11 protein-coding genes and 1 tRNA gene are annotated in these 15,948 nt (G+C 43.6%); 7 read left to right on the top strand and 5 right to left on the bottom strand.

Annotated features, from left to right (window positions below; genetic code table 11):
• Window positions 1-4: 4 nt before the first annotated feature.
• Complete coding sequence (locus EV202_RS07255) at window positions 5-1,621, bottom strand: ABC-F family ATP-binding cassette domain-containing protein (RefSeq protein WP_106068314.1); 1,617 nt, start codon at window positions 1,619-1,621, stop codon at window positions 5-7.
• A 265-nt stretch (window positions 1,622-1,886) separates the two neighbouring features.
• Between EV202_RS07255 and EV202_RS07250 the strand changes: the two genes are divergently transcribed.
• Together EV202_RS07250 and dnaJ are read left to right on the top strand one after the other, a co-directional pair.
• On the top strand, window positions 1,887-2,480 hold the full coding sequence (locus EV202_RS07250; RefSeq protein WP_125238477.1) for a nucleotide exchange factor GrpE: 594 nt from the start codon (window positions 1,887-1,889) through the stop codon (window positions 2,478-2,480).
• An 11-nt stretch (window positions 2,481-2,491) separates the two neighbouring features.
• A complete protein-coding gene (dnaJ, locus tag EV202_RS07245) occupies window positions 2,492-3,667 on the top strand; it encodes a molecular chaperone DnaJ (RefSeq protein WP_125238476.1) in 1,176 nt (391 codons plus the stop codon).
• A gap of 203 nt (window positions 3,668-3,870) precedes the next feature.
• On the opposite strand, the gene EV202_RS07240 is transcribed toward dnaJ, so the two are convergent.
• The 3 genes from EV202_RS07240 to EV202_RS07230 form a co-directional block, all read right to left on the bottom strand.
• Complete coding sequence (locus EV202_RS07240) at window positions 3,871-4,965, bottom strand: Wzz/FepE/Etk N-terminal domain-containing protein (RefSeq protein ID WP_106068311.1); 1,095 nt, start codon at window positions 4,963-4,965, stop codon at window positions 3,871-3,873.
• 15 nt (window positions 4,966-4,980) lie between these two features.
• A complete protein-coding gene (locus tag EV202_RS07235) occupies window positions 4,981-7,410 on the bottom strand; it encodes an SLBB domain-containing protein (protein WP_131926405.1) in 2,430 nt (809 codons plus the stop codon).
• A 123-nt stretch (window positions 7,411-7,533) separates the two neighbouring features.
• A complete protein-coding gene (locus EV202_RS07230; protein ID WP_317127781.1) occupies window positions 7,534-8,868 on the bottom strand; it encodes a polysaccharide biosynthesis protein in 1,335 nt (444 codons plus the stop codon).
• Between the two features lie 634 nt (window positions 8,869-9,502).
• Here EV202_RS07230 and EV202_RS07225 point away from each other — a divergent pair.
• From EV202_RS07225 to EV202_RS07205, 5 genes are all read left to right on the top strand, one after another.
• Window positions 9,503-9,575, top strand: a tRNA-Thr gene (locus tag EV202_RS07225).
• Between the two features lie 150 nt (window positions 9,576-9,725).
• Window positions 9,726-10,757, top strand: coding sequence for an endolytic transglycosylase MltG (gene mltG / locus EV202_RS07220; RefSeq protein ID WP_106068308.1), 1,032 nt, complete (start codon window positions 9,726-9,728; stop codon window positions 10,755-10,757).
• A 77-nt stretch (window positions 10,758-10,834) separates the two neighbouring features.
• Window positions 10,835-12,427 (top strand): thiamine pyrophosphate-dependent enzyme, encoded by a 1,593-nt coding sequence (locus tag EV202_RS07215; protein WP_131926401.1) that lies wholly within the window; start codon window positions 10,835-10,837, stop codon window positions 12,425-12,427.
• A 4-nt stretch (window positions 12,428-12,431) separates the two neighbouring features.
• Complete coding sequence (locus EV202_RS07210) at window positions 12,432-13,013, top strand: indolepyruvate oxidoreductase subunit beta (protein WP_131751304.1); 582 nt, start codon at window positions 12,432-12,434, stop codon at window positions 13,011-13,013.
• A 45-nt stretch (window positions 13,014-13,058) separates the two neighbouring features.
• Window positions 13,059-14,366 carry a phenylacetate--CoA ligase family protein gene (locus tag EV202_RS07205; RefSeq protein ID WP_131926399.1) on the top strand — a complete coding sequence of 436 codons (1,308 nt, stop codon included), beginning with the start codon at window positions 13,059-13,061 and terminating at the stop codon, window positions 14,364-14,366.
• A gap of 263 nt (window positions 14,367-14,629) precedes the next feature.
• On the opposite strand, the gene EV202_RS07200 is transcribed toward EV202_RS07205, so the two are convergent.
• Window positions 14,630-15,943 carry a sensor histidine kinase gene (locus tag EV202_RS07200; RefSeq protein ID WP_131926397.1) on the bottom strand — a complete coding sequence of 438 codons (1,314 nt, stop codon included), beginning with the start codon at window positions 15,941-15,943 and terminating at the stop codon, window positions 14,630-14,632.
• Between the last annotated feature and the right edge of the window lie 5 nt (window positions 15,944-15,948).

Raw genomic sequence — 15,948 nt, 5'->3', positions numbered from 1 at the left:
TTTCTTACTCTCCATACATCCGCCGTCTCAACTCCTTGATATGATCCGAAGTGATGTACTCGTCATATTCCATCATTTTATCTATGATGCCATTCGGCGTCAACTCAATGATACGGTTGGCCACGGTTTGAATAAATTCGTGGTCATGAGAAGAGAATAGGATATTGCCTTTATATACTTTCAGGTTGTTATTGAAGGCCTGAATGGATTCCAAGTCAAGGTGATTGGTGGGTGTATCCAAAATAAGACAATTGGCATTGCGAAGCTGCATGCGCGCAATCATACAACGCATTTTCTCACCTCCCGACAATACACTTGCCTTCTTCAGCACCTCTTCACCTGAGAAAAGCATACGGCCGAGGAAGCTCTTCATATAAACCTCATTGCCTTCACCAAACTGGCTCAACCAATCCACCAGATTCAAATCCGTATTGAAGAAAGCGGTATTGTCCAATGGCAAGTAGGCAGTGGTAATCGTAACACCCCAATTGAATGTTCCTGAATCCGGCTTCATATTACCGTTAATAATCTCGAACAAGGCAGTCATGGCACGCGGGTCGCGCGAAAGGAATACGACCTTATCCCCTTTTTCTACATTGAAGTTGACATCGCGAAACAGTATCGTACCGTCTTCCAACGATTTCGTCAGACCTGCAACTTCCAATATTTGATTACCCGGCTCGCGCTCCGGTGTAAAGATAATGCCGGGATATTTACGGGACGAAGGTTTGATTTCCTCCACATTCAGTTTCTCCAGCATCTTCTTGCGGCTGGTAGTTTGCTTACTCTTTGCCACATTCGCGCTGAAACGACGAATAAACTCTTCAAGCTCTTTCTTCTTTTCCTCGGCCTTAGCCTTCTGATTCTGCTGCTGACGAAGAGCCAACTGGCTTGATTCATACCAGAAGCTGTAGTTACCGGCAAACAGATTAATCTTTCCATAATCGATATCCACCGTGTGCGTACATACGGAGTCGAGGAAGTGCCGATCGTGACTCACTACCAAAACTGTATGCTCGAAGTTCGAAAGATATTCTTCCAACCAAGTCACGGTTTCCATATCCAAGTCATTGGTAGGCTCGTCCAGCAACAAGTTGTCCGGATTGCCGTAGAGGGCCTGTGCCAACATGACACGCACTTTTTCCTTATTGTTCAATTCGCCCATCAACAGATAATGCTTATCTTCCTTAATGCCCAATCCGCTCAATAGGGCGGCAGCATCACTTTCGGCATTCCATCCGTCTAATTCGGCAAATTTCTCTTCTAATTCAGAAACCCTCAATCCGTCTTCATCCGTAAACTCTTCTTTGGCATACAGCACCTCGCGTTGCTTCATTATATCCCACAACACGGTGTGCCCCATCATTACGGTATCCATTACCGTAAAAGCATCCCACTTAAAGTGGTCCTGACTTAAAACAGAAAGGCGTTCACCCGGAGCTAACATGATAGAACCTGTCGTCGGGTCCAATTCTCCGGAGATAGCTCTCAAGAAAGTTGACTTTCCGGCACCGTTAGCGCCAATAATACCATAACAGTTACCACTTGTAAATTTCAGGTTTACATCATTAAACAACACTCTTTTACCAAACTGCACCGAAACATTAGAAACTGTAATCATCTTTATATTTACGATTTTATGTGTATTTACAAATTACCATTTAATACCTATTAATCTGCGATTTGCGAGTGCAAAGATAGACATTTTTCAAGAATAAGAGATAGGAATACGCTGTCAATCTGGCATAAAAGTGTTACCTTTGCAACGTTTTTTGAAAAAAACTCTCCTTTGGCAAGGTTTTTGCAAAAGACACATTATTAACACTTGGTTTCATTACAACCATCAGAACTAAGTATTTAATTAGAAAAATAATAAACATAACAATATGGATCCGAAAAAAAAAGAAAACAACTTTGAAGAAGAACTGAAGACTCAAACAGCCCCGGACGAATGTACTGAAGAGGTCGCTGAAAAAGAGGAAACACAAGAAGAGGAAGTTACCCCTTTGACAGAAGAAGAAAGACTGGCACAAGAGTTAGAAAAGGCTAATGAACTGATAGAAGAGCAAAAAGACAAGTTTTTGCGCTTATCTGCCGAGTTTGACAATTATCGTAAACGCACCATGAAGGAAAAAGCGGAGCTTATCCTGAACGGAAGCGAAAAAAGCATCAGTAGCATTCTTCCGGTCGTAGATGATTTTGAACGTGCTCTCAAAAACATGGAGACTGCCACTGACGTAGCGGCTGTGAGAGAAGGGGTAGAACTCATCTACAACAAGTTCATGTCTGTATTGGAAAAGAATGGAGTAAAAGTAATCGAAACGAAAGAACAACCACTCGATACAGACTATCACGAAGCTATTGCCGTTATTCCTGCACCAGAGGAAGTCCTGAAAGGCAAAATTCTGGATTGTGTGCAAACCGGATATATATTGAATGACAAAGTAATTCGTCATGCAAAAGTAGTTGTTGGAGAATAATGTAGAATAGTATGGAAAAGAGAGATTACTACGAAATACTGGAAGTGGGAAAGACCGCTACGGCAGACGAAATAAAAAAAGCTTATCGCAAAAAAGCAATCCAATACCATCCGGACAAAAATCCGGGTGACAAGACGGCCGAAGAAAAGTTCAAAGAAGCAGCAGAGGCTTACGATGTTTTGAGCAATCCGGACAAACGTGCCCGCTATGATCAATTCGGCCATGCCGGGTTAGGTGGTGCTGCCGGTAACGGAGGACCGTTTGGAGGCTTCGGCGAAAGCATGTCCATGGATGATATCTTCTCTATGTTTGGCGATATTTTCGGTGGACATGGAGGTTTTGGTGGAGGCTTCAGCGGTTTTGGAGGTTTTGGAAATGGTGATGCACACCAAAGTCGTTATCGTGGTTCGGATTTGCGTGTCAAAGTAAAACTCAACTTAAAAGAGATTTCCACCGGTGTAGAGAAAAAGTTCAAGTTAAAGAAATATGTTCCATGTGCACATTGTCATGGTACAGGAGCAGAAGGCAATGATGGCACAGAAACTTGCCACACATGTAAAGGTAGCGGTACGGTTATCCGCAACCAAAAAACCATCCTCGGCACCATGCAAACGAGAACGACATGTCCTACATGTAATGGTGAAGGAGTGATTATCAAAAACAAATGTAAAGAATGTGCCGGTGAAGGAATCGTATATGGTGAAGAGGTAGTGACCGTGAAGATTCCCAAAGGCGTGGCCGAAGGCATGCAGCTCTCTATGAGTGGTAAAGGCAATGCCGGAAAACGCAACGGCGTAGCTGGAGACCTTCTGATTCTTGTAGAAGAAGAACAAGACCCCAACCTGATACGTGATGAGAATGATTTGATTTACAACCTGCTCCTTAGCTTCCCCACAGCTGCTTTGGGTGGTACTGTCGAAATCCCCACCATAGACAACAAAGTAAAAGTAAAGATTGAATCGGGCACACAACCCGGCAAGGTACTCCGCCTGCGCGGCAAAGGATTACCAAGTGTCAATGGGTATGGCACGGGCGATTTACTGGTGAACATCAGTGTATATGTGCCTGAAACTCTCAGCAAGGATGAAAAGAAAGCATTGGAAGAAATGGAAACCTCTGATAACTTCAAACCCAACAGTTCGATAAAAGAAAAAATATTCAAGAAATTTAAAAGCTTATTCGACTAAAGACTGTATTATGAGGATGTGTCAAAACCCAATTCTAGTCCAGATGAGCTTTTGATTTGAAAGTTGAACATCCTTAAAGGCAAAAAGAAGAGTCGCATCATTACTCAAAACAGAGCTTGATACGACTCTTTTTAGGTCTTGTAGTTACATTCTGTAACTTTTCGGAGAGGTCATTTTAGTTTTGACACACCCTCATTTTCTAATCAGAATTTTTCTTTCATGCCGGCAATAAAGTCTCGACCAAACAATATCCAACCTATGCAGCCGGCTGCGGTAAGAAATACAACTCCCAGCAACACCATCAGCTTATTGGGTTTTGCAGCTTTTATCGGAATAGTAGCCGGCTCCACCACTGTATAGACCGGTGTAATCTCCTGCACCTTAGCCTCCGCCATTTGCAACTGCTGGGCAACACTGGTATAAACCTGATAAGCAAGATTCATCTCATTTTCCAAACGAACTTGCTCGGCACGATAACTTTGAAGGATAATATTTTTATTGGTATCCGAAAACTTCGCATAGTTTTCCTGAGCTTCTTCGTATTCTTTCTTCTTGCGATTAAACAGCTGTTGCTGAAACTCAAAATCTTTACGGGCTTTCGTTGTGCGATATTCAGTAACATATTCTTGAAGACGACGAAGCACCGTATCAGTCATACAAGCAGCAATACGGGGATCTTGCATCGTGACAGAAAGTGAAGTGACTCCCGTTTTCTTATCAACAGAAACTCCAATACGGTTGCTTAACGACGTGGCTAGCTCAGCTTCATCTGTTGTCAGTTGAAAAGGATTGAGCCGGCTCTCTCCTGCTTTTTCTTTATCTTTAAATAAGGAAACAGTCCAACCTATAAACTTGAAAGGGGCGGTTGTTATCATACTCCACCAAGGAGCACGTTGATGCTCATCCAAGTAACAATAAAGCGTAGTGTCAACTTTTCCATCCAAATTTTTCACCGGAACATCGAAAAGAGCTGTGATAAAAGGAGTTGACCTTACTATATCCGGATATAAATCCGGATAAATGGCATCGGCTGTGGACGTCGCAAAGTTAATACCTGCCATTGCAGCCAGAGAAGAGAGCCCTCCTCCCGCTTTCTTATCAGACATTTCAGGGGCGATAGTAGCGGTAACCGTATATTCCTTTGGAATACTGAAAGCAATTATCAAACCTACAATGACAGCAAATCCACAACATTTCAGTACCCATTTACGTTCTGTCCAGACTTTAAGAGCCAGCTCTATCAAGTCAATCTCCTCTTCCTGAGGCTGGACAGATTTATTAAGTTGTTCTTCATCCATTGTTCCGATTCTTTATTATTTTTTTAAGGTATTAACCACAGTAGCAACCATTGCCGCAATGCTCGCAGTCATGGAACCCATACCTAGAATTTCAGCGGTCTTCAGTCCCTGACGTTCCTTCTTTGTGGGCACTACGATTTCGCATCCCGGCTGTATCAAATCCGTACTATATTTTTTAGCACGGAAAATCGTACCGTTCAGATTAATAATATATACTTTCTTTTTCTTGGCATTCTCACCATAGCCACCGGCCATATTGATATAATACTTCAGCTTTGCTCCTTTCGTCCAAGTAACCGTGTTAGGATACATCACAGAACCACTGATCTTCACGGTATTGATAAACTCCGGAATATAAACCACATCGCCTTCGCGCAGAACGACATCATAATCACTACCCGGATTAGCCAACGCCTTCTCCATATCCATACCTACCGTATAGTTCTCTGAAATCGCCAGTTTTTTTACAACAATACTGTCTTTACCCTCAGCACTACGAGCCATACGAAGCGCATCCATCTCGCGACGACGCTCCTCATCATTCCGTTTACGAATAAGACGAGCACCCTTGACATAGGCTTCCGGAGTAATGCCACCGGCTCTTCCTACAAGTTCACTTAAGCGTTCGTTTTTCTTCAAGAGCGTATAGCTACCACCGAAAAGAACCTCTCCCACAAGGCTGACTGTACGCTGTTCCTGATAGACAGGACTCCGACGTATCTGGACAACATCGTAAGGCTCAAGATTAAAGTTCTCCGTCCCCACTACCAAACCATTTTTAATATCAAACATAAAGGTCTCGGCCAATTTAGTACTGTAAGAAGTACTTCCGGGAGATTTAATTCTTCTACTGACGCTTACCCGTGTACTGGCCGCCGCTTCTTTCAATCCTCCTGCCCGAATGATCAAATCCTCAATCGTCATATTATCTGCATGAAGAAAAGTGCCCGGATTCAGAACTTCACCATAAATAGAGACTGTCTCTTCTTCTTTCAATTCATGAATACTCGGAATATAAAGGTGGTCATTCTTACGAAGGGGAATATCCGCTTCAGTTCCATTCAGGAGTTTGTTTAAATCGATAGCGATCATCTCATGTGTATAATCTTCACGCTCACGATTCAACAAAACACGATTTAAGAAAGCATCCCCACGAAGGCCTTCCGATTTCTTAATCAACTGCTTCACAGTATTAACCTCCCCATTCAGCTGATAAATTCCCGGACGATAGACAGCACCACTCACTTCTACCTTATTTTCAAAGCGATCGAGCACGGCATCAATGGTGATCATGTCTCCGTCATCCAAACGGAATACAGAATAATCCATTTCATCAACATTAAAGACCTGATGTTCGCGACCACTCTTACGAATGATACGTACAGCTTTTTTATAGGCGTCACCGGTAAACCCTCCGGAATAATCCAACAAATTAGCAACAGTCTCGGTAGACTTCATCTCATAATACATGGGACGTTTTACTTTACCTACCACCTCAACCAAAGAATGATAGGGGCTTACGATAATCACATCACCTTCCTGAAGACGGATATCATCGTTCATCTTTCCTTTCATGATGAGCCCATATACATCAAGGGTTTCTATCGTTTTTCCGTTACGTACCAACCGAATGGCACGCAAACTACCGATATTGTTCACACCACCCGCACGATACAGTGCATGAAAAATCGTGGAAAAAGCAGAAAGAGTATAAGTACCGGGCACAGAGACTTCACCCATCACGTTAATTTGGATAGTACGTACATCACCCAAAGTCAATCGTATTTGGGAATTAGGCTCATTACCTCCTATTCCTGCATATATCTTGGAAAATTCCCGTTGCAAATATTGATTAGCTTCCTTGACTGTCATTCCATTCAGATGAACAGGTCCTAAATCTTTTACCTGAATACTTCCTTCAGGACTGATTACTTGGCGAATGGTATTTTCAGAAGCCCCCCAAACATCAATGATCACCTCATCACCCGGGCCGAGACGATAATTCAGAGGAGTAGCAAGATTGGCACTCGGTTCGAATGACAGATTCCTGCTATTGAATAAATTATGGCCAAAAATCTGACGATTGGATGTCACTTCCGGCAAAGAGCTGCTCTCCCGCTTCTCATCAATAACAACCTTTTGGTCTTTCAATTCGGCAGCCTCATAAGATTCTCCTATGGCAGGGCCACCTTTGCGTATCCTACTTAGCTGATCATTCGTACTTTTCGATATTCCGGTGGTAGATTCATACCGATTTTTTATACGCAAGACTTGTTCCTGAGTAACACCACGGCGTAACAATTCGGTTGTCATCTGTTTTTGAGATTTTCCAGATGCCTGTGCTTGCTTCACATACTCCACAACCTGTTCATCGGACATACGTTGAGCGTAAACAGTGCTACAGAAAAGAAAGAAACAGAAAAACGAGATTAAAAATGAGCGCATGAGTTTTGATATATTAAAAATACAATACATTAATGGACGCAAAGATAAAGAGGTTTTTTAAAACAGCCAAGACGTTTAATGAAAGATTTCCAATAACATGGGAAAAGAAAAAGTGTACAACATTTAGATGTATGATTTTTGAGAAATATCAATCCGGAACGATTGTATAAACAGCTTGTCTCTTTTTGCAAACTTCTGCACATATTTCTTCATTTCAGCCATCAGAACAGAAGCCTCATCCGTATAACTATGCTTTATCAAATCAGCCACACGTTTCCGCACGAGTTCATGTTCAAAAACGAATGGTGTATCTTGCATTGAAACTTCATCATTGATTTTATCTAACAAATATATTTCTCCGGACTCCCCTCTGGCCCCTACTTCTAAAATGCGCTTACAAGCTTCGGACAAAGTCATCAGGTTGCAGTCTCTCTTTGGGTAAACATCGCCAAAACGAATAATCAGCAAACAAGTATCGTTCTTCCTTTCACGCCACAGACTCCGGCTATACGACTGTATATATATTTCTGCCAGCCGCTTGCTATACTCCATGCAGTTTTCCGGATGATGTGCTCCATCCGTAGAAACCATAACCATACGATTTACATTATACTTCACCGACAAGTCAGTTATATTGACCGTACCCAACACGTTTGTTTGAATGGCCTCCGATACATAGTCATCCATCAACTGCATATGCTTATAAGCCGCAGCATGAAAGACCAATTGTGGGCGTATTTCCCTAAAGATGGCTTCCATACGAGTATAATTAGCAACATCGGCCACCAATACACGAACAGCCAGATTCTTCCAACGGTCAGCAAGTTCCAATTGCACATCATACAAAGGGGACTCTGCCTGATCTACCAGAATTAACTGGGAAGGATTCAAAACAGCCAATTGGCGAACAACTTCTCTCCCCACGATTCCGGCAGCTCCCGTTACCATGATTCTACAACCTTCCATACAAACCAGCCCCATCTTCTTATCAATGCGCCTCTGTGTCTTCTTGTGTATCTCTTCATTTTGCTTTTCCTTTATCAACCCCTCATCTACACAATCGCTCAAGGGTGGAACTGTCAGCACATGAATATGATGGGCATGGAATTTATCCAATATTCCGGAACGTTCCAATTCGGAGATTTTATTTGGAGAGACGACAATGATATGCACATTCTTATCTCTCAACCGTTTAAATAAGAATTTATCATTGGGATATACCTGATATCCCATAACACGTTTACCTATCATATCCGCTTCATCCGAGATAAACCCGCATAAGCGATAAGAATCACTACGGTTGATTCTCAAAAACTCTGCGACTCCCACTCCCGTCCCTTGAATTCCATAAATAAAGACATTTTCACACCGATGTGCATCGAAAATGACAGATTCATAAAGTATCTTTACTACAATACGCATACATACCATAATGAAAGATGTGAAAATATATGCCATGAAAAGAAAACTATTTGGCAGAATCTGCCGACCTCCCATGGCAACCCAACAAAGGTTGCACAAAATCAGAAAGCCATAGCCCAATGTAAGGCTCAAGACCACACGACGAATATCAATAAAAGAAGAGAATCGAATAACCCCTATATAAGTGTGGAAAAGTTGAAAAGAACAAACATTGCATAATATAGCAAACAGTATCAACCATATGCACAAAGGATCCTTATTCATAAATGATAAGCCATATTGCAAAACACATGCAAAAAGCATAGCAACGATCACAACACCTACATCCACCAGCAGCACTGTCCATTTAGAAGCAATACGAGAAAAGAAACATTTGCAGAATCTTTTTAATTCCATAATCAGTCAAGGTTAAAGTTTAAGTTTAAGTCTACAGTATCTCCCCTTTCATGTCTTTGCCAAGAAAAAGGAATAAATACATTTTTCGTTTTTGTATCAAAGTTTGATTACAAAGATGAGATTTTTTATTATATTTTCCAATTTTTATCAAAGAAAAATACTCTATAATTACACAAAAATATAGTCCCTCTAATATCTTTCTAAAAAAAGAGGCAAATCTTTTTGTTTATTCAAATAAAAACGTACCTTTGCGACCCGTAAGCGATAACCTATTGCCGCTATAGCTCAGTTGGTAGAGCAACGCATTCGTAACGCGTAGGTCGCCAGTTCAAGTCTGGCTAGCGGCTCTTCTGTAAGATTGATATTCGGCAAGCCGAGTATCAATCTTTTTTTTCTCCCCCTCAGCCCTTCCACCGGACATAATAAAATATCAGACACAAAGCCATTAAGTATATTCCTATTTTACTAACTTTGCCCCAATCAAAGTCGCAAGGAACATGAAAAAAAGAAAAATACTCATCAGTGTGTCCATAGCACTGCTCCTCTGCTGTATCAGTTGTGCAGGAATCATCTATTACTACTTGTTTTCCCCACAGTTCCACCCTAAAAAGACAACTTACATCTATGTAGATCGAGACGATACCATAGACTCTATATATAATAAGGTAAAAGAACAAGGAAAGCCCAAAAAACTCACGGGCTTCCATTGGATGATCCAATACCGCAAATATACTCAAAACATACACACCGGGCGTTATGCCATACGCCCCAAAGAAAGTGTATATAAAGTATTCAGCCGCCTTTACCGAAATCATCAGGAACCTATGAACCTCACCATAGGGAGTGTACGTACAATGGACAGACTGGCACGTAGCATAGGGAAACAACTCATGATTGATTCCGCCGAAATTGCAAAAGCCATTAATTCACCCGTCCTCCAACAAAAATTAGGATACAATAAAGAAACTATTCCCTGTCTGTTTATTCCTGATACTTATCAGGTATATTGGGATATAAGCGTAGAAAATTTCATTGAACGAATGCAAAAAGAACACCAAAAGTTCTGGAATCAAGAACGACTGGAAAAAGCCACCCAAATGGGAATGACACCTATAGAAGTTTGCACCCTCGCCTCCATTATAGAAGAAGAGACCAACAATAATCTGGAAAAACCGATGGTGGCCGGACTATACATCAACCGCTTGCACCTTGACATGCCTCTGCAAGCCGACCCTACCATTAAATTTGCCTTACAAGACTTTGGCTTGCGAAGGATAGCCAATATTCATCTTAACATCGACTCTCCGTACAATACCTACCGCAATACCGGTCTGCCGCCCGGACCGATACGCATACCGACACCTATCGGATTGGATGCCGTGTTGAATTATGCAAAGCATGACTATATCTACATGTGTGCCAAAGAAGATTTCTCAGGCACTCACAACTTTGCATCCAACTATGCCGACCACATGAAAAATGCAAGGAAATATTGGAATGCATTAAACGAAAGAAAGATATTCAACTAATCTGATAATAAAATAAAAGCAAAATCCTATATTTGCGCCTATCATTTAATTTATGACTAACACTTAACCGATCAAATATGAGCAAGCAACTCTTACTTGGCGACGAAGCCATTGCACAAGCAGCATTGGATGCCGGACTTTCGGGTGTATATGCCTACCCCGGTACTCCCTCTACAGAAATCACCGAATATATTCAAACAGCTCCGATCACTGCTGAAAAGAACATCCACAACCGTTGGTGTTCCAATGAGAAAACAGCCATGGAAGCAGCTTTGGGAATGTCATTTGCCGGTAAACGTTCATTGGTCTGCATGAAACATGTGGGTATGAATGTAGCTGCCGACTGTTTCATCAACTCCGCCATCACCGGAGTGAAAGGCGGTATGATTGTCATTGCAGCCGATGACCCCAGTATGCACTCTTCGCAAAACGAACAAGACAGCCGCTTCTATGGCGACTTTTCACTTATACCGATGTATGAGCCAAGCAACCAGCAGGAAGCCTATGATATGGTCTACAACGGATTCCGTTTCTCGGAGCAAACCGGTGAGCCTCTGCTGATGCGCATCGTTACCCGTTTGGCACACTCACGTTCCGGAGTAGAGCGCAAAGAGCAACAACCTCAAAACGAACTGTCGTTCAGTGAAGATCCGAGCCAATTCATTCTGTTGCCCGGAATCGCGCGCAAACGTTACAAAGCTTTACTGCAACGCCAGGATGAATTCATCAAAGCCTCTGAAAGTTCCGTATATAATCAATACACAGATGGCCCCAACAAGAAATTAGGTATCGTGGCATGCGGCATCGGCTACAACTATCTGATGGAAAACTATCCCGATGGCTGCGAATATCCGGTACTGAAAATCGGTCAATATCCGCTTCCCAAGAAACAATTGACGCAGTTGATAGAAGTATGCGATGAGATTCTGGTATTGGAAGACGGACAGCCGTTCGTTGAAAAGCAACTGAAAGGCTATTTAGGTATCGGAGTAAAAGTGAAAGGGCGTTTGGACGGCACGCTATCGCAAGACGGTGAATTAAACCCGGACAACGTTGCTCAAGCCTTGGGTAAACAGAATAAGTCCGAGTTCGGCATACCGTCACTGGTCGAGATGAGACCACCGGCTCTGTGCGAAGGATGCGGTCACCGAGACATGTACACGGTACTCACGCAAGTCTTGCGAGAAGAATATCCCAACCATAAAATCTTCAGCGACATCGGTTGCTATACTTTGGGGGTCGGCGCTCCGTTCAACGCCATCGACTCCTGTGTAGACATGGGTGCTTCCATAACAATGGCCAAAGGTGCTTCAGATGCAAGCCTGCACCCGGCAGTGGCGGTTATCGGTGACTCCACTTTCACGCACTCAGGCATGACGGGGTTGCTGGACTGCGTCAACGAGAACACCAACGTGACCATCGTTATTTCCGACAATGAAACTACTGCCATGACCGGAGGACAAGACTCTGCCGGTACAGGACGTTTGGAAGCCATCTGTACAGGTCTCGGAGTAGCTCCGGAACACATACGCATTGTGATCCCCTTGAAGAAAAACTACGAAGAGATGAAACAAGTCATCCGGGAAGAAATCGAATACCGCGGCGTATCCGTCATTATTCCCCGCAGAGAATGTATCCAAACATTAGCACGTAAAAAACGAAACAAGTAATACCATGAAAAAAGACATCATACTTTCCGGCGTGGGAGGACAAGGCATTCTATCCATCGCCACCGTAATAGGCGAAGCCGTCCTTAAAGAAGGGTTATATATGAAGCAGGCAGAAGTTCACGGGATGAGCCAAAGAGGCGGCGATGTGCAATCCAATCTGCGCATCAGCGACCGTCCCATAGCCTCCGATTTAATACCCACAGGCAAATGCGACCTTATCATTTCATTGGAGCCGATGGAGGCTTTACGCTACCTCCCTTATCTTAGTCCCGACGGTTGGTTGGTCACTAACGAAGTGCCTTTTATCAATATCCCCAACTATCCGGATGAAAAAGCGATAAAGGCGGAGCTTGACAAACTGCCGCACAAAATTGTACTGAATGTAAATGAAGTGGCAAAAGAACTCGGTTCCACACGAGTAGCCAATATTGTTCTGCTGGGTGCAACCATTCCTTTCCTCGGCATTGATTACGCGAAAGTGCAAGACAGCATTCGCGGAATCTTCCTGCGCAAAGGAGAAGCCATTGTCGAAATGAACCTCAAAGCATTGGCAGCCGGCAAAGAGATTGCAGAGAAATTGATATAAACCATTTATGAACCACATACTCCGACTATTCTAATAAAAAAGACCATGAATAACAAATACTGGGAAGAGGAGATTGAAACGATGTCCCGTGAAAAACTACGGGAGTTACAACTTCAACGACTTAAAAAGACTATCACCATAGCTGCCAACTCTCCTTTTTATAAAACCGTTTTTCAACAACACAACATCACTGCCGACAGCTTTCAGTCCGTAGAAGATATACGCAAAATCCCCTTTACCACTAAGGCCGATATGCGTGCCCATTATCCTTTCGGACTGGTAGCCGGCAATATGCACGAAGACGGTGTGCGCATTCACTCTTCCAGCGGTACGACAGGAACTCCTACCGTCATTGTACATTCGCAACACGACTTGGACTCTTGGGCAAACTTGGTGGCTCGTTGCCTCTACATGGTGGGACTCCGAAAAACCGATGTTTTCCAGAACAGTTCCGGTTATGGAATGTTCACCGGAGGATTAGGTTTTCAATATGGTGCCGAACGTCTGGGCGCACTGACCGTACCGGCAGCAGCCGGCAACAGCAAACGTCAGATCAAATTCATCACCGATTTCAAGACTACGGCCCTTCACGCCATCCCCAGCTATGCGATACGTTTGGCCGAAGTCTTTCAGGAAGAGGGGATAGCCCCTGCCGCCACAAGTTTAAAAACTCTTCTGATCGGTGCCGAACCTCATACCGACGAACAACGGAAGAAGATAGAGCACATGCTCGGCGTTAAGGCCTACAATAGCTTTGGCATGACAGAAATGAATGGTCCGGGAGTAGCTTTCGAGTGTACCGAACAAAATGGAATGCACTTTTGGGAAGATTGCTATCTTGTTGAAATCATCAATCCCGAAACGGGAGAACCCGTGCCGGAAGGTGAAATCGGCGAGTTGGTGCTGACAACGCTGGACCGTGAAATGATGCCGCTTATACGTTATCGCACGCGCGACCTTACACGTATTCTGCCCGGTCGGTGTCCTTGCGGGCGTACCCATCTCCGCATCGATCGCATCAAAGGCCGCAGCGATGACATGTTCATCATCAAAGGGGTCAATATTTTCCCCATGCAGGTGGAAAAAGTGTTGGTGCAGTTCCCCGAATTAGGTAGTAATTACCTCATCACACTCGAAACGGTGAATAACCAGGACGAGATGATTGTGGAGGTGGAGATCAGCGATCTTTCTACCGACAATTACATTGAATTGGAAAAAGTCCGTAAAGAGATTACCCGCCAATTGAAAGATGAAGTCTTAGTCACTCCCAAACTACGGCTTGTCAAGAAAGGGTCTCTGCCTCAAAGCGAAGGAAAAGCTGTCAGAGTAAGAGACTTGCGAGACAACAGATAAACATAAAAGCCTCCGCAACTATAACAAGGTTACGAAACACCAAGATAATTCCCCTTGTTCCAAGCTCCGCATACAATCTATGCAAGAAAGGGATGAGGGGACAATCGCATGTACACAACCTCAAATTCACATACTAAGAATGAGCGATTTACACTTATACAAGTGTAAGCCCTCACTTGTACAACTGTAAGGCTACGGTTGTACAAGTATAGGGTTACGCTTGTACAACCGTAGCCTCACACTTGTACAAGCGTAAAAACACATCACGGAAATGATATACGGAAGCGGGTCAATCCGTCGTTGTAAGTACGCAGAGAAAAAGTACATCCATGTCGGCTCAAAACCTCCCGGATAAACACTAACCCGATTCCCTGCCCGTGCGGTTTAGTAGAGAAGAAGGGACTGAAGAGTTTTGCCTCCACTTCCTTGCTTATGCCGGGGCCATTGTCAATGACCTCAACGGAAACGGGAGTTGCGGTCCTCACGATTATTTCTCCCGGTTTCTGCATATTATCAGAATTGCTTTCTATGCTTTCGACAGCATTCTTGATGATGTTCACCAAGACCTGTTCAAAAAGAGATACGTCAAGGCGAACCATGTCAACCTCCGGATTACACTCCAACTGCAAAGAGATATTGCGGTCATTGCACATACCTTCCATAAAGCGCTTGCACATAGATACCAGCTCATTCAGCCGGACAGGAGACAATGTAGGTTCGGGAATCTTTACCACGTCGGCAAAGCGAGTGATGAAACGGCTCATGGAGAAGCAACGGTCGGTACAGACGCGCATCACGTCGCAAATATCTTCCATCCCGCTCTCTTCGGAAAGCGCCTGCTCCACTGTATCGAGCGTAGAGGTGATGCCGGCAGTGGTATTGTTCACTTCGTGCGCAATCATTCGGATTACTTTCTCATACGCACGTTTCTCGGCACGCATCACCTCCTCCGTCATGCGCTCTATCAAGAAAAACGGGTGCTTGAACCCTCTGTCAACAAATGAAGAATGGGTACACTTGTAAATATTGGAATCATTGAGACGCACCACCGAAGTCATCTCTTTAGGGATTGCAGCCAACTCTGCCGCCAAAGGAGAATCTATTTGCCCCAACTGTTTGTTCATGGCTTCCTCCGGCCGCACTCCCAGCATTTTCACCGCCATCGGGTTCAATTGCGACACATCACCGTCGAGTGTGGTAATAATTACTCCCATCGGCGAGGCCTGAATCAACAAATCCAGAAAGTGATTCTGCTCACGCAGCCGCAAACGCTCATTTTTGAGCTGTTCCATCATACGGTTAAAGATATTCACAATGCGGTCTGCCTCATATTGCCCCACCCGGCTAAGCCGACTGCTGAAGTCTTGTTCGCGCAACAACTCCATGCCACTTCCGATTGTGTTCATCGGTTTCACTATTTTATTATAGAACACTATCAGATAGACCAGAATAAAAACGATGAGTCCCTCCAGCAAATAAAGATGCAAGGATTGTTTTCCGTCCAGTATATAAGCCAGCACTCCGCTCAGAGCCAATAAAAAAAGGACAAGGATGAAAAAGAAAAATTTAATACGCACGGTTC

Origin of the sequence: Prevotella heparinolytica (assembly GCF_004342845.1) — a bacterium.
Taxonomy (GTDB): Bacteria; Bacteroidota; Bacteroidia; order Bacteroidales; family Bacteroidaceae; genus Bacteroides; species Bacteroides heparinolyticus.
The sequence above is the reverse complement of the archived record's forward strand: the minus strand, read 5'-3'. Positions and strand labels throughout refer to the sequence as shown.